Origin of the sequence: Spirulina sp. CCNP1310 (assembly GCF_034932185.1) — a bacterium.
Taxonomy (GTDB): domain Bacteria; phylum Cyanobacteriota; class Cyanobacteriia; order Cyanobacteriales; family Spirulinaceae; genus Spirulina.
Genome location: NZ_JAYGHW010000065.1, coordinates 49,865 through 69,820 on the forward strand (window position 1 = coordinate 49,865; position 19,956 = coordinate 69,820).

The following is a 19,956-nucleotide window of genomic DNA, read 5'->3' on the forward strand; positions in this document are numbered from 1 at the left end:
GAGCAGGATCTTGCCTCTTGCCTCTTGCCTCTTGCCTCTTGCCTCTTGCCTCTTGCCTCTTGCCTCTTGCCTCTTTCCTCTTTCTTCTTTCCTCTTTCTTCTCAAGGGTTGTGGCACTGCTGAAGGAGTTTGGCAAATTGTTCCGGGGTGGTGACGGGGGGTAAACAGGTGAGGCCTTGGCAGACGAGGGCAATGGCTTCCCCGGTCATCTCCTCTTGGCGGTACATGGCCCTGGGCCAAAACTGTTGGCCCAATGCGCGTAATTGATCAGCATCAGACCGTACTAATGTCGCCGCTAAAAACCAATCCAAGGCTGCGAATAAGCTGGGACAGGCGGCGGGGGATTGATCCATGATTCCCACAAAGGCGAGTAAGCCCTGCTCTGCCCGTTCTAAATAGGGGGTGGTTTGGGTGACGAGGGCGAGGCGGACTAAATTGGCGATCGCCACCCCATTGGGCGCTGGCGTGGCATTGTCTACATAACTCCGTTCCCGCACCAACAGATCCCCGCTGGCATCCACTGCCCCATTGAAATAACCGCCCCCTTGATCATTCCAAAGGTATTGATCAAACTCTGCCTGAAGAGCGATCGCTGCCGTTAACCATTGCTCTTCCTGCTCCACTTGGTAAAGATCCAACAGAGCCTTAATCACAAAGGCGTAATCTTCCGATTGGGCAGGCACAGATACTGTCCCGCCATAATTTAAACGGTGGAAGCGTCCCTCTATCCCTTGTTGGTTCAGGAGAAATTCCATTGCTCCCGTTGCCAGGGTTAACGCTTCTGGCAGATCAAACACCGCCGCCGCCCGTGCTAATCCTGAAATCATCAACCCATTCCAAGCGGCGATCATTTTCGGATCGGTGACGGCGGGAATTCGACCGGGCCAAGGATAGGTTTTGGCGCTGTGGTTATCGATGGCGGGGGGGAATGTTGGGCATTCCTGGGGTGATGCCCCGTAACGGATGGTAAACAGTTTCGCCAAGGCCGCTTCCACTTCCGGCGCAAGATCGCCCCCTTCATCCCGTTGCAGCACATTCATCCCCTCAAAATTCCCTTCTGGGGTAATACTGAAGGCTCCAGAGAGGGCGCGTAATTCCCCTGCGCTTAACTGTTGACTCAGTTCCTCATAACCCCAGATATAAAAAACCCCTTCCTCCGGCTCTACCACTGTGGGATCAGGGAAACTATCGGCATCTTGGGCAGCGTAGAAATACCCCTCTGGGGCGGTCATTTCCCGTTGGAGCCAGGCGATCGTGCCTACGACGGCCCGCCGATAGGCCGGCTCACGATGGCCCGCACTCCACAGATTAGCCAGGTATTCGACAATCTGGCCATTGTCGTAGAGCATTTTTTCAAAATGGGGAACCGTCCAAGTGGCATCAACGGTATAGCGATGGAAGCCGCCAGCCACATGATCATAAATGCCCCCCAGGGCCAAGGCATTCCCCCGCTGTTGGGCGATCGCCGTCGCCGTTTCCCGGCCAGGGAAACGACTGCCTGCCAGTACCAGATCGCTATAGGGAATCATCGGAAAGCTGGGATTACCGGGACGGGGTGTGCCGATAATGCCAGTGCTGGTGTTGATGCCGCTGTGGAGGAGTTCAGCGTTAAGGGGTGTATCGCTGACGGGGAGGAGGGTGGAGCGTTTGAGGGCGGTGTAGATTTGGTCTTGGATGCTGGATAGTTTGGTTTTATCTTCGTGGTAGAAGCGATCAAGGGCGTGGAGGAGGTCGAGGAAGGCGGGGCGACCGTAGCGGGCTTGGATGGGGAAATAGGTTCCCCCATAGAAGGGGATGCGATCGCCCGGTGTCAGCCAAATATTCAAGGGCCAGCCCCCTTGCCCCGTGAGCATTTGCAACGCCTGCATATAGATGCTATCGAGGTCGGGGCGTTCTTCGCGATCCACTTTAATGGGGACAAAGTGGGTATTGAGATAATGGGCGATCGCCTCATCGGAAAAGGCTTCTCCCTCCATGACCGTACACCAGTGGCAACTGGAATAACCGACGGAAAGAAAGATGGGCTTATCTTCGGTAGCAGCTTTCTCTAAAGCTGCATCACACCAGGGCCACCAATCAATGGGGTTTTCAGCGTGTTTACGGAGGTAGAGGCTTTGGCTCTGGGCAAGACGGTTGGACATGGGACGAAGGGGAAAGGATGAAGGATGAAGGCAGAAGGATGAAGGCAGAAGGGGAAAAACGCTTCTGATGTAGGGTGAAGGATGGCATTGTTTGGCCACTGTACCAAATTCTCCTGAATCCTATGCACCGTATTGCCGCTACGCCGGGTGGCTGGACTCCTGACACTGATGGCGTGATTTTTGTTGAACAAACCTCCGCCCCGATTCTGTTCCTCACCAGTGCGGATACGGAAATTCAAACTCTTGCCGCTGCGTTGCCTGCGTTGCCTGCGGATTTCCCGCCGATCCGGGCGGTGAATTTGTTGCAACTTCAGCAACCTTTGAGCATTGATGATTATGGCGAGAAGGTGTTAAGTCATGCCAAGGTGATTATTTTGCGGCTGTTGGGGGGACGGAGTTATTGGGCCTATGGGTTGGAGGTGGTGAAGGAGATTGTGGCGACAACGGGGGCAATGCTGTTGGTGTTGCCGGGGGACGATCGCCCCGATCCTGAACTGATCAGCCATTCGACGGCTCCCTTGGGGGTAGTTCATCAGTTTTGGCAATATTTGATCGAGGGGGGTGTTGCGAATATTGCCCAAGGGTTGCAATGGTTGAGTAATCAGGGTTTGGGAACGGATTATCAGGTGTTGGGGCCGCAGCCGGTTCCCCGTTTGGGAGTTTGGGGAGGATCCCCCCTGGCCCCCCTTAAAAAGGGGGGTGAAGAAATAAACCCCCTTGTTAAGGGGGTCGGCGCAGCCGGGGGGATCGTCAGTTTGGGCGAATCAGGATCCCCCCTGGCCCCCCTTAAAAAGGGGGGTGAAGAAATAAACCCACTTGTTAAGGGGGTCGGCGAAGCCGGGGGGATCGTCAGCTTGGGCGAATCAGGATCCCCCCTGGCCCCCCTTAAAAAGGGGGGTGAAGAAATAAACCCCCTTGTTAAGGGGGTCGGCGCAGCCGGGGGGATCGTCAGCCTAGGCGAATCAGGATCCCCCCTGGCCCCCCTTAAAAAGGGGGGTGAAGAAATAAACCCCCTTGTTAAGGGGGTCGGCGCAGCCGGGGGGATCGTTGGCATTTTGTTCTATCGCGCCCATTATTTGGCGGGAAATTTGGCCCCGATTCAAGGGCTATGTGAGCAATTGGCCTTGATGGGATTAGAAGCGCGGCCGGTGTTTATGGCCTCGTTGCAAGATATAACGTTGCATGAGCAATTACTCACAGCCCTCGCAGGCATTGATGTGCTGATTAATACCACCAGTTTTTCTCTGGCAAAATTGGGAGAAACGGAACAACCGCAACTGTGGCAACGGTTGAATGTGCCGGTGTTGCAGGCGATCCTCAGTGGGGGGACGGTGGAGCAGTGGAGCGCAGGGTTACAAGGGTTGAGTCCCCGCGATGTGGCCATGAATGTGGCCTTACCGGAGGTGGATGGCCGGGTAATTACGCGGGCGATTTCCTTTAAATCGGTGGCAACGGATCATCAAGGCTTAGAAACCGATGTGGTGATTTATGAGCCAAAGGGCGATCGCCTCCATTTCGTCGTTAACCTTGCCGCCCATTGGGTACGCTTACGGCGTAAACCCATCCAGGAGCGCAAAATTGCCCTCATTCTGGCCAACTATCCTAACCGCGATGGCCGCCTGGCTAATGGCGTGGGGTTGGATACGCCCGCCAGTTGTGTGGCGATCCTTAAAGCCATGGCTGAAGAGGGTTATACGGTCGGCAACATTCCCGCAACGGGGGATGATCTGATCTTTGCCCTCACCCAAGGCGTGACGAATGATCCCGATGGTTGGCAGGGCCGGCCCGTTTATCAGACCTTAACAGCCGAAGCTTATCGCGACTATTTCGCCACGCTCCCCCTTGAAGTTCAACAAGGCGTAAACCAACGGTGGGGAGCTTTCAATGGGCAAGATATTCCCATTGCCGGATTGCAACTGGGCAATCTTTTCATTGCCATTCAACCCTCACGGGGCTACGATCGCGACCCCAGTTTGAACTACCACGCCCCGGATTTAGAACCCACTCACGATTATTTGGGCTATTACGCTTGGGTGCGATCGCACTTCCAAGCTGATGCCCTCGTTCATCTCGGCAAACATGGCAATTTGGAATGGTTGCCGGGGAAAAGTATCGCCCTTTCCGAAAATTGCTATCCAGAGGTAGCCCTTGGCCCCTTGCCCAACTTCTACCCCTTCATTGTCAATGATCCCGGCGAAGGCTCCCAAGCCAAACGCCGCAGCCAAGCCGTGATCCTCGACCACCTCACCCCCCCCCTCACCCGTGCCGAACTCTATGGCCCCCTCCAGGAAATCGAAGCCCTGATTGATGAATATTACGAAGCCCAAAGCCTCGATCCTTCAAGGTTAGGCTTGATAGGCGATCGCCTCACCGCCGCCGTCCAAGCCTGCCACTTCCACGAAGATTTAGGGATTAGCGACATCAACCGCCAAACCTTGAGCGCATTCCTCACCCGTGCCGATGGCCATCTCTGCGAACTCAAAGAAGCCCAAATCCGCGACGGCCTACACATTTTCGGCCAAGTCCCCACCGGAACCCAATGGCGGGATCTGGTGATTGCCATTGCCCGCGCTCCGGGGCTGGGACGGTTGGGGTTGAGGGGGGCGATCGCCCAAGATCTTGGCTATGACCTCGATTTACTTCAGCAGGACTACAACACGCCGATCCCCAATCCTCCCCCAGGGCCGCAAACCGTCGGGGATCTCGTCACCCTGCTCGAATCCAAAGCCGCTTACCTCGTTGAAAACCAGCAACCCCTAGGCCCCGCCACCACCCAAGAATTGCAATGGCTCCAAACCGAACTGATCCCCAACCTCGCCCAAACAGACCAGGAAATTCACCAACTCCTCAGGGGGTTAAATGGGGAATATATTGTTGCTGGCCCCAGTGGCGCACCGACGCGGGGCCGGCCCGAAGTCCTGCCTACGGGGCGCAATTTCTATTCCGTTGATATTCGCGCCATCCCCACGGAAACCGCTTGGGCCGTGGGGCGCAAGGCAGCGGAGCGGGTGATTGAACGCTATTGCCAAGAAGAGGGGGACTATCCTCGCCGGTTGGCCCTGTCGGTATGGGGAACATCAACGATGCGCACCGGAGGCGATGATATTGCCCAAGCTTTAGCCCTCTTGGGGGTACAGCCCGTGTGGGATGGGTTAGCGCGGCGGGTGGTGGATTTTGAAGTGATTCCCCTGCGGGTGTTGGGACGGCCAAGGGTGGATGTGATGCTGCGGATTTCGGGGTTTTTCCGGGATGGGTTCCCGAATTTGATTGATCTGGTGGATCGGGCGGTGGCAATGGTGGCCAGTTTGGCTGAACCGCCGGAGCAGAACCCCTTAGCGGCTCAGGTTCAGGCAGATCAGCAATTTTGGCAGCAGGAGGGGTTAGAGCCGGAGGAAGCCCAACGCCGCGCTCAATACCGGATTTTTGGCTCCAAGCCAGGGGCCTATGGGGCGGGGTTACAGGGGCTAATTGAGGCGCAAAACTGGAGCAGTGATGCGGATTTGGCGCGGGCCTATGTGAATTGGAGCAGCTATGCCTATACAGGTTCAGGCATCGGGGAAAGTGCGCCGGAGGCCTTTGCGCGGCGGTTGGGCGATGGGTACGCTGGCACGGATCGCCAAATTGTCCTCCAAAACCAAGATAACCGCGAGCATGATCTCCTCGATTCCGATGATTATTACCAATTCCAAGGCGGTTTAACTGCGGCGGTGCGCCACATTTCCGGTCAGCAACCCATCACCTATTTTGGTGATCATTCCCAACCCCAAAACCCAAAAATTCGCACATTGCAAGAGGAAATTCAGCGGGTTTATCGTTCCCGTGTCATCAATCCGAAATGGATTGCGGGGGTGATGCGCCACGGCTATAAGGGGGCCTTTGAGATGGCGGCGACGGTGGATTATCTCTTTGCCTATGATGCGACGGCCCATTGTGTGGCGGATTTTATGTATGAGGGCGTGGCGCAAGCCTATATCCTCGATCCAGAAGTGCGATCATTTGTGGAGGCGAAAAACCCCTGGGCCTTACGGGATATGGCGGAGCGGCTGATTGAAGCCCAACAGCGGGGGATGTGGCAAGATGTGCCGGGGGAATTGTTGGATCAATTGCGGGCGATCGCCCACAGTGCCGAAGGCGTGATCGAAGCGATGGGGGATTAATCGGCCCTTGAAGATTTCAGTCCCATCCATAGCAAAACTTCGGGAAAAAATAGTTCTCCCTAAACATTCTGTTAAACCCCCGTTAACCTTTGGGTCTTAAGATTGCCCCATTTGGAACGTTCGTCCGCAAAGCATCCAACCATTTGTAGAGCGGTCAGAGGTTACTCAATTGAGCCGGACTAACCTGCATTATACGTTGATTTGCAAATAGCGTCCTCCAAAATCCGTTGCTGCTCACGCCAGCGATCGCCCATCTGCGATCCTGTCGGGGAACTCCCCAAAGTTAGTAAGAGCAGCTATCGGGACATCCATCCCGTTTTGAAATTTCAGAAAAATTTTCCTGAGGCCACCCATGCTATCGTTCAAATCCCTTTCTCGTCGCAAGTTCACCCTGTTAACCGCTACTCTTCTCTCCTTGAGCATCGCCGCCTGTGGCACAGGAACCGTCACTGAAGGGACTGAAGGTGATGACGATGCGCCCCCCGTCACCACCGAGGGTACTGGCGAAATCATCGCCATCAGCGGGGCCGGCGCGACCTTCCCCGCCCCCCTCTTCCAACGCTGGTTTGACACCTACAACCGCGAAGTGAATAAGGATGTCCAAGTCAGCTATCAATCCGTGGGAAGTGGCGCAGGCTTAGAGCAATACATCAACGGCACGGTGGACTTCGGAGCCAGTGAAGCCCCGATCACCGAATCCGAAGACCGCATGAAATCCTTCGGTGAGAAATATCCCTACGAACCCCTGCAACTGCCCATCGTCGGCGGTTATGTGATCTTTGCCTATAACCTCCCTGGTGTGGATGCGGAAATCAAATTCTCCCGCGAAACCTATTGCGGCATTGTCGGCGGCCAGATCACCAACTGGAATGATGCGGCGATCGCCGCCGACAACGAAGGCGTAGAACTCCCTGACCTGCCCATCACCTGGGTTCACCGCTCCGATGGTTCCGGCACCACCTTTGTGTTCACCAACCACCTCGATACCGTCTGCCCTGGTTGGGAAGCCGGAGCCGGGACTTCCGTCGATTGGCCCGTAGGGATTGGTGGTCAGGGCAATGAAGGCGTTGCCGCTGGCATTCAGCAAAACGAAGGGGCGATCGGTTACATTTCCTACGCCTTTGCGGAATTAAACGACATTCCCGTCGCCCGCATTGAAAACGCCGCCGGAAACTACCCCGACACCCTCCCCGCTAACGCCTCCTTAGCCTTTGAAGGCGAAGAAATCCCCGAAAACTTTGAACTCCTCGTTCCCGACCCCAAACACCCCGATGCTTACCCCATTTCTGGGTTGGTGTGGGTGATGGTCTATCGGGAATATGAAGATTCTGCCAAGTGGGAAGCCCTCAAAGCCGCTTTAGAATGGACTTTAAGCCCCGATGGTAAGGCCATTACCGAGGAACTCTACTATGTGCCAATGCCTGAGCCGTTGATTGAACGGATTCAAGAGGCCCTCGATAGCGTCAAAGCCGGTTAAACTTTTCCCATCCATGGGGCAGCGGACAATATCTCCATGATTCACCGCTGCCCCTCTCCCCATAAGCGAATACCCTATAAAAATTAACAGTCAAGATGGCTATCGTGAACTCTCCTTCTGGCTTTAACCGCAGTTCTAGTCTTGAGAAAAAAAATACCCCCGCACGGGTGATTGATATTGGTTTTTGGGGTTTAACCTTGACCCTCGCCATTGGTGCTGGCTCTGTGCTGGTTTGGGTGATTATTCAAACCGGCCTTTCCAGTAGCCAAGCCCTGCAAAAGTTTGGCTTGGGCTTTCTTTTTAATAGCACTTGGGATCCCGTCAATAACATTTACGGCGTAATGCCGCAAATTTACGGAACATTGATCACGTCCTTTATTGCCCTACTGTTGGCGATTCCCATTGGTGTAGGCGTAGCCATCTTTCTCACCGAAGATTTTGTCCCTCGCTATATCACCACCCCCATTGCCTTTGCCATTGAATTAATCGTAGCCATTCCCAGTGTGGTGCTAGGGATTTGGGGGATTTTCGTTTTAGTGCCGTTTTTGCGGCCCTTTTTCCAATTCCTGAACAAAAATTTAGGCTGGATTCCTTTCTTTAGCGGCGGCGCACCCCGAGGGAATAACCTGATGATTGTGGGATTAGTGTTAGCGGTGATGATTGTGCCGATTATCATCTCCATTACCCGCAGTACCTTTGAAGTGTTGCCCCCATCCCTGAGGAGTGGTTCCTTAGCCTTGGGTTTAACCCGCTGGGAAACTATCTTGCGGGTATTAATTCCGGCGGGACTGTCGGGAATCGTGAGTTCGGTAATGTTGGCCCTAGGGCGAGCCATGGGGGAAACGATGGTGGCGGCGATGCTGGTGGGGAATGCCAACCGCATTGATATTTCCATCCTTCAACCGGGGGCGACGATTACCGGCCTGATCGCCTCTCAATTCGGGGAAGCGGGTCGTCTCCAGGTGTCGGCGCTGATGTATGCGGGGTTAGTCTTGATGGTGCTTTCTCTGGTGGTGAATATTATGGCGGAATTGATTATTCGCCGTTTTCAAAACGTTGAACGCTAGTTGAATGCTCACTGAATGCTAACTGAATTCTTGCCTCCTGAGTATTGAGATTACAACCACATAACCATGGATATTGCAGATAAAGGGCCATTGCCCAACGGGACTGAAGATTTAGATTTATCAAAAAAAGCGATTCCCGGCTATCGCCGTATTTTATCGGTGGTGTTAACATCGCTCACGGTGATTTTCACCGCTTCGGTGTTGATTCCTCTGGGGGCGGTGGTGTATGGGGTATCTAAGAAGGGGATTAATCAACTGAAATTTCCCACCGTGTTTACGGAATTGCCGCCGCCACCGGGTTTAACGGAAGGGGGCTTTGGCCATGCGATCATTGGGACGTTGATCACCTTAGGGGTTGCCAGTGTGATTGCTGTGCCTTTTGGGGTTTTGGCGGCGATTTATTTGGCGGAATTTGGCAAGGGGACTAAAGTTGCCCAGTTTGTCAAGTTTTCCTGTAATGTGCTGACCGGGGTTCCGGCAATTTTGTGTGGTTTGTTTGCTTACTCCATTGTGGTGATTCCCATGGGTAAGTTTTCGGCTTTTTCGGGGGGGGTGGCGATCGCCGTCCTCATGTTACCGATTATTGTCCGGGCCACAGAAGAAGCCTTATTGCTGGTTCCCAATGAAATGCGCCAAGCTGCTATGGGCATCGGAGCCACCCGGTTCCAAATGGTGGCCAATATTGTGATTCCGGCGGCCCTACCCGCCCTCATTACCGGGATCGTTTTGGCTCTAGGACGAGCAGCGGGAGAAGCGGCTCCCCTGCTGTTTACCGCCTTCAACAATAACTTTTGGTCTCATGACCTCTTTCAACCCGTGGCAACACTGCCGGTGTTGATCTATTTCTTCTCAATCATTCCCTACAAGGCTTCTCAGGATTTAGCTTGGGCGGCGGCGATGATGTTGGTGATGCTTGTCTTGATCTTCAGCATTGCAGCGCGTTTCTTTAGCCGTCAAAAAACCTATTAAGGGAATTACCTGCCCCCCCTCAATCAGGGGGGTGTTGACAGGAAAAATTTTTCCCTCAAGGGAGCGGGTTAAAGTGAGATGCGCCCTATTAATGTTTTTAACCAATTCACCGAAATTTAGTGATGATTCATGCCCCTGTGAAAACCCAACCTATTTTTGAAATCCAAAACGTTGATGTCTACTATGGAAAATCTCGGGCTGTCCGGGATGTGACGTTAAGTATTCCCGCCAACCATATCACTGCCTTTATCGGCCCCTCCGGCTGTGGCAAAAGTACGCTGTTGCGCTGTTTAAACCGCACGAATGATTTAGTGCCAGGGGCAGTGGTGAAGGGCCATATCCGCTATCGTGGCATCGATCTCTATGGTGAAGATATTGAGCCGGTGGCGGTGCGGCGTAAGGTGGGTATGGTGTTTCAACAGCCTAACCCATTTCCCAAAACCATTTATGACAATATTGCCTTTGCGGTACGGGTGAATTATCCCGGTAGCAACCTTGATGAAGTGGTGGAAACTTCTCTACGGCGGGCGGCGTTGTGGGATGAGGTGAAGGATAAGCTCAAGGAAAGCGGGATGTCCCTTTCGGGGGGGCAACAGCAACGGCTGTGTATTGCACGGGCGATCGCCCTGAAACCCGATGTCATCCTCATGGATGAACCTTGCTCCGCCCTTGACCCCATTGCCACGCTGCGGATTGAGGAACTCATGGCGGAACTAAAGCAGGATTACACAATTGTGATCGTCACCCACAATATGCAGCAGGCGGCGCGAATCTCTGACTACACCGCTTTCTTCAATGCTGAAGCCCTCGAAGGCGGCAAACGGGTGGGGTATTTGGTGGAAGTGGATGAAACGAAAACAATTTTTTCCAGCCCCCAGGATCAATTGACGTTGGACTATGTAAACGGCCGCTTTGGTTAAGGATGGAATCCGGTTGTTGCATTAATTCGGTGTAGGGGCGAAAAATTTTTCGCCCCTACAGGCTTTTAGGGGAGGCCTGAGGCGCATTCTGGGTTTCTCTTTGCTCATGCCCGGCCAGAACTGATACCAATTCCCTCAAATCGCCAGGGATTGAAATCCCCGGCTCATGGCTTGACACTCCCCGCGAAGACAGCAACGGGGATTCTTGGTTCATCGACCGGACTTAACCGAGCAGGATTGCTCCAACTCAGCCAGAGGTCTAATCTCCCCAAGCGTATAACTTCCCGTTTGCCCCACGGTAGTTCGTCCCAGGCGCAGGATACAAACCCGCTTCACTACTGACTTGGCCAGATGCCGATTGCAGACTAACCCTTTCACATTCAAGTCTTCCTAGGCGACCAAATCGTTAGATTGGATGACGCAGTAGGCAATCCGCCCACTCATTACGCTGCCTGCTTACCCTTAAATGCTTCCAGGCCTGTCGGTTTTTAGCCTTGTGATAGTTCCTGGACGTTTGAAATTCAATATAATCACCATAACACGACTGGCCCAAGGAGGGCGACTAAAGTCCCTCGTGTCGTCTTTCATCCCCGCAATAAATTGACGTTGCTCTAAGACTCCCGCACTATTTTCGTAAGTAGGCTAACGCCTACTCCGGTCGAACCTGTTTTAACAGGTTTTTTTCGTTCTAAGCCAAGAACTTCAGTTCTTGGCGGGGCGGGGTTCGCCAGAGATTCACTTGAGAGGATTGGGATGAGTTAAGATCTGGTATTCGGCTATACTGAATGTAATCGCAGCATTGATTGATCCAAAATCTTCAGGTTGGGATTGAGAAAAATCCCGAATGGCGCTACCCGCTTCGCATTGAATATTGGCTCTCCTGTATACCTAGCCTCGGAGATCTGTGCTGGCAATTACGCTGGAGGAGCCGATTTATATTGTCCATCGTCTCCTTTGATAGATTCTATGAATATTCAAACCCCCCAAGGTCTTGCGCTGGATACCCTGCCCCAAGAGCCTGATGCCCATGTCAAGGTAGATGAATTGTTAAACCGGATTAGTCGCCGGATTTTGCAATCTTTAAGCCTGGAAAATACGCTAACGGTGACGGCGGCGGAGGTGCGGGACTTTCTTGGGGTTGATCGGATTAAGATTTATAAATTTGCCGCCAATGGGGATGGCCAGGTGGTGGCGGAGGCTTTAGATGGCGATCGCCTCCCCTCCCTCTTAGGCTTAAACTTCCCTGCCGATGATATCCCCGCCCATGCCCGTGAGCTTTTCATGAAGGCCCGGATGCGATCGATTGTGAATGTCGATACCGGCAAAATCGGCCAAGGTTGTGTCCACAACCCCGGCACGAGCATTGAAATCCCCGAAGATATCCGCTTTCGTCCCCTTGATCCCTGTCATCAGGAATACCTCACCGCCATGGGGGTAAAAGCCTCCCTCGTGGTTCCGATCCCCGATGGGAATCGCGCCTGGGGGCTATTGGTGGGCCATCATTCCGAATCCTGGACGGTTTCAGAAACCCGATTGCGGGGGGTGCAGATGGTGGTGGATCAGTTGGCGGTGGCGATCGCCCAAGCCAACCTCTGGCAAGCGACCCAGGAAAAAGCCCAACGGGAGGCGATCATTCACCACATTAGCCAGCAACTCCATTCCATCACCGCCATGGATTTGGAAGCTGCCCTCGCCACCACCGTCGAAAAACTCAGCGCCTGCGGCGGCCGCCTCTTCCTCAACCGCACCATCCTCGAAAGTTATCTCGACAATCCCGCCGCCGCCATCAAGGCCCCCTCACCCCTCGATACCCTAGCGGTGATCACCGTCGGCCTCCAACCTGTGATTCCCCCAGGGCAAAGGTTTACAGCCATTGAGCAATCCCACGCCTGGCAAAACTTTTTCCCACAACAATCACAACCCAGTTGGAGCACGATCAATGTCTACCTCGTACCGCAACTGCGCAACATTCAGCCCGCTTTCCGTAGTACAGCGATTCGCGGCCTGCTCATCGCCCCCCTCTATTTAGAACAACAACCCTTTGGCTACCTCACCCTCTTTCGGGACGAAATCGCCACCGAAACCCTCTGGGCCGGCGAATTCAACCCCGATGAACGACAAGTTCAGCCCCGGCTTTCCTTTGAAGTGTGGAAAGAATCGATCCATGGTCAATGTCACCCCTGGACAACCTCCGACCATCAACTGATTGAAGCCCTCAGTGAAGAATTTGCCTCCGGCATTCAACAGCATCACCTTTACCACCTTTCCCAACGGGTCAACGCCAGCCTAGAAGAACAAATCCAAGACCGCACCGCCAAACTCCAAACCGCCTTAACCAAACTCAGCCAAACCCATTTACAACTCACCCAAGCTGAAAAAATGTCCAGTTTAGGGCAGTTAATTACGGGGGTGTGCCATGAAATCCATAACCCAATTAACTTTATTGCTGGAAATCTAAGTCATGCCCAGCACTATTTTGATGATGTTTTTAACTTGGTGAGTTTTTATCAACAGATGGCTCCATCGGAAATAGCCACAGCCCTCCAATCGGAACAGGAATCTATTGATTTAGACTTTATTGCGGAAGATTTCCCCAATTTAATTGCTTCGATGCAAACGGGGATTGACCGGATTCAAACGGTGGTGCGATCGCTCCTCCATTTTTCCCACCATGAGCAATCGGAACTGAAGGCGATGGATCTCCACAATAGCCTTAACAGTATCCTGCTCATTTTGCACTATCGCACCAAACCCAAATCCGATACCCCCGGCATTACCATTGAAAAATTCTATGGTGATTTGCCTTTGGTGGATTGCTATGGGGGGCAATTTAATCAGGTATTAATTAATCTGTTGAACAATGCCATTCAGGCCATTGAAGCCCGTTGGCAGGGATCTACAGATCCCCAACCGGGGCGGATTGAAATCACTACCACAGTCATTGAACTGGAGGATCAAAGGCCCCAAGTGGTGGTCAAAATTGAAGATAATGGTTGTGGAATGCCCGACAGGGTACGCGCCCATATTTTTGAACCCTTTTTCACCACCAAAACCCAAGGCCAAGGCACAGGTTTAGGGCTATCCATCAGCAATCAAATCATCACGGAACAACACCATGGCTCTCTCACCTGTCGCTCGATCCTCGGTCAAGGCACAGCGATGACGATTCAAATCCCCATCCATCAACCTGCGAAAATGATTTAGTTGCCCCTCATAGTCCCTCGCCCTCCTTGGGAGGGGGATTTAGGGTGAGGGCTGCACCAAGAGCCGACCATCTTCCATGGCGATGATGCGATCGGCTACGTCTAAAATGCGGTTGTCGTGGGTGACAAGGAGGATGGTACAGCCCTGTTCTTGGGCTAATTTTTGCATGAGTGTCACCACATCCCGGCCCGATTGGCGATCGAGGGCGGCGGTGGGTTCGTCGGCGAGGAGGAGCTTGGGTTGACTGACGAGGGCGCGGGCGATCGCCACCCGTTGTTTTTGCCCCCCGGAGAGGTTGGCGGGGTAATAATTGAGGCGATCGCCTAATCCTACGGTTTCGAGGGCATGGATGGCGCGATCGCGCATTTCGGCAATATTGTATTGGGGATGGAGTTCTAAGCCGATACGCACATTTTGCAGGGCTGTTAGGCTGCCGTGGAGGTTATGGGCTTGGAAGATATAACCGATGTGGCGACGAATATAGACGAGTTGAGCCGCTGTTGCGCCGCAGAGTTCTACGCCGAGGAATTGTAGGCTTCCAGTTTGCACTGATCGCAATCCCCCCATTAACGTTAACAGCGTGGTTTTTCCCGATCCTGAGGGGCCGGTCATGATCACAATTTCCCCGGCGGCGATCGTTAAATGAATGTCGTGTAAAACCTGTTTGCGCAGTTCTCCTGTACCGAAATAGTGGGCGAGATGGGCGATCGCAATCACGGTTTGTGCCTCGGTTTGGGGGTTGGTTTGGGTTTCTGAAATGGTCATTGTTTCCTCATTTAAAACATATCAGCGGGATCGGCCCCTTGAAGGCGACGGGTGGCGATCGCCCCCGATAACAAACACATTAATAGTGTTAAACCAAACACTAACCCCGCCCGATAGAGTGTCATCGCGATGGGTAAGGATGTGGCCCGAGCCGCCATCCGATATAACCCGATGGGTAAAATCACCCCTGGCAAAAACCCCAACACTGCCAAAATTACCGCCTCCTCAAAAATGACCGCCAACAAATAGCGATGGCGATAGCCCATGGCTTTAAACGTGGCGTATTCCTGTAAATGGGCATTCACATCGGTAGATAATACTTGATAAACAATCACCACACCGACAATAAAAGCCATGGCCGTCCCCATCGTGAAAATAAACCCGATGGGGCTTTCTTTTTGCCAATAATTCTGTTCTTTGGCGATAAATTCTGCTTGGGTGAAGACATGAACATCGGAGGGCAAATGTTGCCGCAATTGTGCCGAAACCGTTGCCACATCTGCCCCTGGCTCCACCTTTAACAACCCCAGGCTAATGCTGCCAGGATTGCGACGGGGCAAGAGGCGCAAAAAGGTTTGATCGCTGGCCATTAAGCTGCCATCTGTCCCAAAGGAGGCCCCCAAACTGATTAGGCCTCGAATGGTTAAGGTGCGGCCTTCGGCTTCGGTGGTGACAAATTGGCCGGTTTCTAGTTGGGATATTGTCTCCCCATAGCGTCCCCGCGAGCGGCGGTCAAATAACACGACATCAGGGAGTTTAAGAATATCTTGTTGGGCGTTGAGTTCTGGCAGCAGAAATACATCCTGAGCGGGATCAAAACCCATCAGTTGGATCAATGTATCTTGGCGGGTTTGGGGATTTTTCCAGGTCAAAATACTGGAATAAAGGGGCATTGCTTGGGCCACACCGGCCACATCCTGCGCTTGATAGAGACGGCGGCGGCTGAATGTGGAAAGGTTTTGAGCATTTTTAGCCTTGGGGCTAACAAGAATGATATCGGCGTTTAGGCTGCGGGCAATACGGGTATTGCTATCAAACAGTGAGGCTTGAAACCCCAACTGCATAAACATCAACACATCAGCAAAGGCAATCCCCGCAAGGGCAACGAGGAGGCGACTGGGTTCATGGCTCAGTTGGAGCCAACCGAGCCAAGTGCGACGACGGAGGGAGGAGAGCATGGGGGAAGGATGAAGGATGAAGGATGAAGGATGAAGGATGAAGGATGAAGGATGAAGGATGAAGGATGAAGGATGAAGTCAGAAGGAGAAGATAATGATGTTAAATTGCTCTCACTTCTCACTTCTCAAAGCGATTTGGATTTCCACTTGCAAATTGGTAAACCCTTGGGCCTGTTGGCTAGCTTCGGGATTGAGGGCAATGATTACTTCGATGATGCGGCCGTCGATGTTGCTGCTGGGGTCGGTGTTGACGATGTTTTGGGGTTGGATTTTGGCCCCGATTTGGGTGACAGTTCCTGTTAGGGGTTCAGTGAGGGCGGGGCTGGTGATGGTGGCGGTTTGACCGGGGCGCAGGGTGTGAATATCGCTTTGATAGACTTCGGCGATCGCCACCATTTGCGCTGTTTCCCCTAATTCAATAATCCCCTCCGGGGCTACCACTTCCCCCCCTTGGCTATAAACATCTAACACCACGCCGCTACGGGGCGATCGCACATAAAGCTGTTCTAAATTGGCCTGAGCCTGTTGGCGGGTGGCTTCAGCGCGGCTAATTTGGGCTTGGGCCAGTTGCAGATCCACGGCTCGTACCTCCGCTAATTGATCCAAGGTGGCGGCGGCGCGGGCCTGTTCGGGGGCTTGGGTGGTTTGGAGGCGGGCCAGTTCAGCGCGGGCGGTTTCGAGGCGACGTTGGGCGGTGTCTTGGGCTAATTGGTGGCGATCTCGCTCAATGGCGGCGATCGCCCCCGCCTCATAAAGGGACTGATACCGCACCAATTCCGCCCGCGCATTGGTTAATTCTGCCTCCCGTTCCGCCACAATCGCCCCTTGGGCTTGCAATTGGGCTTGACGTTCAGCGGTAATCCGCTCAATTTCCGCCTGTTGAGCGGCGATCGCCCCCGGTTTGGCCCCCGCTCGCACTTGGTTCCATTGAGCCTGAGCAATGCGCACATCGCTTTCTGCTTGAGCTAAAGCCGCCGTGAGGCGATCTCTCCCATCCAACACCGCAATAATCTGCCCAGGGGTGAGGCGATCGCCCAACTCGACGCGCAATTCTGCAATGCGTTGCTCTTGGCTAGCGGTGGGGGCATGGATTTGGATCGCTTCCCCTTCCGGTTCGAGGCGACCAAGGGCGGTGACGGTAGCCGGGACGGCAGCTAAGACGGGGGCCGGGGTCGCCTCGATGGTTGTGGCTTGCCGTTGCCAATAAAATCCGCCAACACCGAGGCCGATCAACGCAAAACCGAGAATGCTCCAGCGTTGCCAGGGTTGGCTTTGGGGAAGATGGATCGGGAGATTGGACATAGGAGCTACCTCTGAGCCAAGAAAACTGAACTGTTTAGTTTAGTGTTGCTTTTAAACTAAACTGTTTAGTAAGGTCTTGTCAAGGGAAGGAATGCCCGCCATGGTTACGGATGGTTCATCAAAACGCAATGCAATCCTCGACGGGGCGATCGCCGAATTCCTCGCCCAAGGCTATGCCGCCGCCAGCATGGATCGCATCGCCAGCGGAGCGGGGGTTTCCAAGGCGACGGTTTACAGCCATTTTGCGAGTAAAGACCGCCTATTTATGGCAATCATGGAGCGGTTGGTGTTGAGTAAGTTTGCCGATATTTTGGAGCCACCCCAATTTGCGGCCCGCCTCCATGAACCGCCGGAGCGGCTATTGCGCCATGTGGCGATGACGATGCTGCAAGTCCCCATTCAAGACCGGGAATATTTAGGGTTAATCCGCACTGTCATTGCGGAATCGGGGCGATTTCCCGAATTAGCCCAAACCTTTTTAAAAGAAATTACTGCCGTCGCCCTCAATTCCCTCGCAGATTATTTCCGCCATTGCCCCCATTTACAAGTAGCTGATCCTGAAGCGACAGCCCGCATTTTTGTGGGGGCGATCGCCCATTATTTGATCACACAATATCTACTCTCCGGTGCGGAAATTATCCCTTTAGAGGAATCTCGGTTAGTGGATAGTTTAATCCTGATGATTACCAGTCAAAAAAATTAGCCTGGGGTTAGCAACCGGGTTTTTGAGAGGATTGAGGCGGCAAACGAGAGGGCGATCGCAACCTGGTTTCTCGGTTGGGCGGCAAAAAAACCGGGTTTCAGAGAGGCTATAGCGGGGAAGGGAGGGATGCAAAAAAACCAGTTTCTGGGCGATCATAGAGGTGGAGTTAGATTTCACTCAATCCCCTGGGCTAATGCCATATCAGCAAATCACCAAATTCATGCGGTGGTGATACCCATCGGCGATCGCTTCCCCTGGCCCTTCCCCCAACGCCAAACAAAATAGCCATAAACCCCCATCGCCCATTTTTCCGATAAAATGGCACAACAGAACTATCATCCTTATATCGTCACTATGAACCACAACCCCCCCCTCGGTTCCGTCGTCCAAGGCTCCCTCAGTCAAGGGATAGAGGTGCGGCTCCATGGGGATGTTTCCGTGGAAGATATGCGAGTGGGGAAGTTTTTGGTGATTGAAGGGGTGCGATCGCGCTTCTTTTGCCTGCTCACCGATGTCACCCTGGGAACCACCAGCCCCCGCATCCTCACCAACCCGCCCCCCCCAGAGGATGATTTCCTCCATGCCGTCCTCACCGGCAGCAGCATCTACGGCACAATCAACCTCTCCCCGATGTTGATGCTGATTCCCGATGCCCAACCGAATCCCAACGCAACCAAGCCCGACAGCGCCCTCGGCTCCTTCACAGCCCACACCAATAGCGATGTGGTTTTATTGCCGGTGAAGACGATTCCGAGCCATTTTAGCCAGGTTTTTGATGCCAGCGAGCGAGATTTTCGTATGGTGTTTGGGTGGGAAGATGATCCCTTGCGGAAAAACTTTGCCGTGGGGCAACCCTTGGATATGGAAGTGCCGGTCTGTTTAGATTTGGAGCGGTTTGTAGAGCGGAGTAATGGCATTTTTGGTAAGTCGGGGACGGGGAAATCTTTTTTAACGCGGTTGATTTTATCGGGGATTATTCAAAAGCAGGCGGGGGTGAATTTGATGTTTGATATGCACTCCGAATATGGTTGGGAAGCGATGAAGGAGGGCAAACAAATCAGCACCGTTAAAGGGTTAAAACAATTATTTCAGCATCGCGTTGAAATTTTCACCCTTGACCCCGAATCCACTAACCGCCGGGGTGTACGGGATGCTCAGGAATTATATTTAAGCTATGACCAGATTGAAATTGAAGATTTGCGGCTGGTGAGTCGGGAGTTGGGGCTATCGGATGCCAGCTTAGATAATGCCAATATTTTGGCCTCGGAATTTGGCAAGGATTGGATTTCGCAATTATTAGGTTTGACTAATGAAGAAATTACCGAATTTTGTGAAACGAAACAGGGACATAAAGGCTCGATTATGGCATTGCAACGGAAGCTGATGCGCCTCGATAGCTTGAAATATATTCGCCGAAATGTCCCCCAAAATTATATTGATCGAGTATTGGAATATCTCGATGCGGGCAAGCACGTCATTATTGAGTTTGGCTCTCAATCTAATCTGCTTTCCTATATGTTGGCGACGAATATGATCACGCGGCGAATTCATAGCAGTTATGTCAAAAAAGCGGATCGGTTTTTGCGTTCCAAAGATGAACGCGATCGCCCCCAACAATTGGTGATTACCATCGAAGAGGCACACCGTTTCCTTGATTCTGGCATTGTCAATCAAACCATTTTCGGCACGATCGCCCGCGAAATGCGCAAGTATTTTGTGACGCTGTTGGTGGTGGATCAGCGGCCATCGGGCATTGATAATGAGGTGATGTCCCAAGTGGGGACGCGGATCACCTGTTTACTCAATGATGAGAAGGATATTGAGGCCATTTTTACCGGCGTATCGGGGGGGCAGGCGCTGCGATCGGTGTTAGCAAAATTGGATTCTAAACAGCAGGCGTTAATTTTAGGTCATGCCGTCCCGATGCCCGTCGTTGTCCGTACCCGCCCCTATGATCAAGATTTCTACCGAGAAATCGGGGCTGTAGATTGGCAAGATCTCCCCGATGCAGAATTAGCAGCAGTAGCGGCGATCGCCCGCAGCGATTTGGGTTTTTAAAACCAGGGGAGGGCG

Annotated in this window: 13 protein-coding genes and 1 pseudogene; 8 read left to right on the plus strand and 6 right to left on the minus strand. The window is 53.1% G+C overall.

Annotated elements, in window-relative coordinates; genetic code table 11:
* Window positions 1-101 precede the first annotated feature (101 nt).
* Window positions 102-2,141 carry a thioredoxin domain-containing protein gene (locus tag VB712_RS11080; protein ID WP_323254625.1) on the minus strand — a complete coding sequence of 680 codons (2,040 nt, stop codon included), beginning with the start codon at window positions 2,139-2,141 and terminating at the stop codon, window positions 102-104.
* 122 nt (window positions 2,142-2,263) lie between these two features.
* Between VB712_RS11080 and cobN the strand changes: the two genes are divergently transcribed.
* The 5 genes from cobN (at window position 2,264) to pstB (ending at window position 10,731) form a co-directional block, all read left to right on the plus strand.
* A complete protein-coding gene (gene cobN / locus VB712_RS11085; protein ID WP_323254626.1) occupies window positions 2,264-6,298 on the plus strand; it encodes a cobaltochelatase subunit CobN in 4,035 nt (1,344 codons plus the stop codon).
* 352 nt (window positions 6,299-6,650) lie between these two features.
* The gene (gene pstS / locus VB712_RS11090; protein ID WP_323254627.1) at window positions 6,651-7,775 is read left to right on the plus strand and encodes a phosphate ABC transporter substrate-binding protein PstS; all 1,125 of its coding nucleotides are present in this window, start codon (window positions 6,651-6,653) and stop codon (window positions 7,773-7,775) included.
* 95 nt (window positions 7,776-7,870) lie between these two features.
* Window positions 7,871-8,842: a phosphate ABC transporter permease subunit PstC gene (pstC, locus tag VB712_RS11095; RefSeq protein ID WP_416236324.1), complete on the plus strand. Its 972-nt coding sequence runs from the start codon at window positions 7,871-7,873 to the stop codon at window positions 8,840-8,842.
* A gap of 66 nt (window positions 8,843-8,908) precedes the next feature.
* Window positions 8,909-9,811, plus strand: a complete 903-nt coding sequence (gene pstA, locus VB712_RS11100) for a phosphate ABC transporter permease PstA (RefSeq protein ID WP_323254629.1) — start codon at window positions 8,909-8,911, stop codon at window positions 9,809-9,811.
* A gap of 122 nt (window positions 9,812-9,933) precedes the next feature.
* Window positions 9,934-10,731: a phosphate ABC transporter ATP-binding protein PstB gene (gene pstB, locus VB712_RS11105; protein WP_323254630.1), complete on the plus strand. Its 798-nt coding sequence runs from the start codon at window positions 9,934-9,936 to the stop codon at window positions 10,729-10,731.
* Between the two features lie 210 nt (window positions 10,732-10,941).
* Here pstB and VB712_RS20480 read toward each other — a convergent pair.
* Window positions 10,942-11,242, minus strand: a pseudogene (locus VB712_RS20480) (hypothetical protein); the annotation flags it as partial.
* Window positions 11,243-11,697: 455 nt separating this feature from the next.
* Between VB712_RS20480 and VB712_RS11110 the strand changes: the two are divergent.
* Entirely contained in the window at window positions 11,698-13,935 is a 2,238-nt protein-coding gene (locus VB712_RS11110; protein WP_323254631.1) for an ATP-binding protein, read from the plus strand.
* Between the two features lie 39 nt (window positions 13,936-13,974).
* On the opposite strand, the gene VB712_RS11115 is transcribed toward VB712_RS11110, so the two are convergent.
* The 3 genes from VB712_RS11115 to VB712_RS11125 form a co-directional block, all read right to left on the minus strand.
* Window positions 13,975-14,700 carry a DevA family ABC transporter ATP-binding protein gene (locus VB712_RS11115; protein WP_323254632.1) on the minus strand — a complete coding sequence of 242 codons (726 nt, stop codon included), beginning with the start codon at window positions 14,698-14,700 and terminating at the stop codon, window positions 13,975-13,977.
* An 11-nt stretch (window positions 14,701-14,711) separates the two neighbouring features.
* A complete protein-coding gene (gene devC, locus VB712_RS11120; protein ID WP_323254633.1) occupies window positions 14,712-15,878 on the minus strand; it encodes an ABC transporter permease DevC in 1,167 nt (388 codons plus the stop codon).
* 111 nt (window positions 15,879-15,989) lie between these two features.
* The gene (locus VB712_RS11125; protein ID WP_323254634.1) at window positions 15,990-17,180 is read right to left on the minus strand and encodes an HlyD family efflux transporter periplasmic adaptor subunit; all 1,191 of its coding nucleotides are present in this window, start codon (window positions 17,178-17,180) and stop codon (window positions 15,990-15,992) included.
* 91 nt (window positions 17,181-17,271) lie between these two features.
* Here VB712_RS11125 and VB712_RS11130 point away from each other — a divergent pair, with 91 nt between their 5' ends.
* Entirely contained in the window at window positions 17,272-17,883 is a 612-nt protein-coding gene (locus VB712_RS11130) for a TetR/AcrR family transcriptional regulator (protein ID WP_323254635.1), read from the plus strand.
* Between the two features lie 201 nt (window positions 17,884-18,084).
* On the opposite strand, the gene VB712_RS11135 is transcribed toward VB712_RS11130, so the two are convergent.
* Window positions 18,085-18,222: a hypothetical protein gene (locus tag VB712_RS11135; RefSeq protein ID WP_323254637.1), complete on the minus strand. Its 138-nt coding sequence runs from the start codon at window positions 18,220-18,222 to the stop codon at window positions 18,085-18,087.
* Between the two features lie 15 nt (window positions 18,223-18,237).
* Between VB712_RS11135 and VB712_RS11140 the strand changes: the two genes are divergently transcribed.
* The gene (locus VB712_RS11140; RefSeq protein ID WP_323254639.1) at window positions 18,238-19,941 is read left to right on the plus strand and encodes an ATP-binding protein; all 1,704 of its coding nucleotides are present in this window, start codon (window positions 18,238-18,240) and stop codon (window positions 19,939-19,941) included.
* Window positions 19,942-19,956 lie beyond the last annotated feature (15 nt).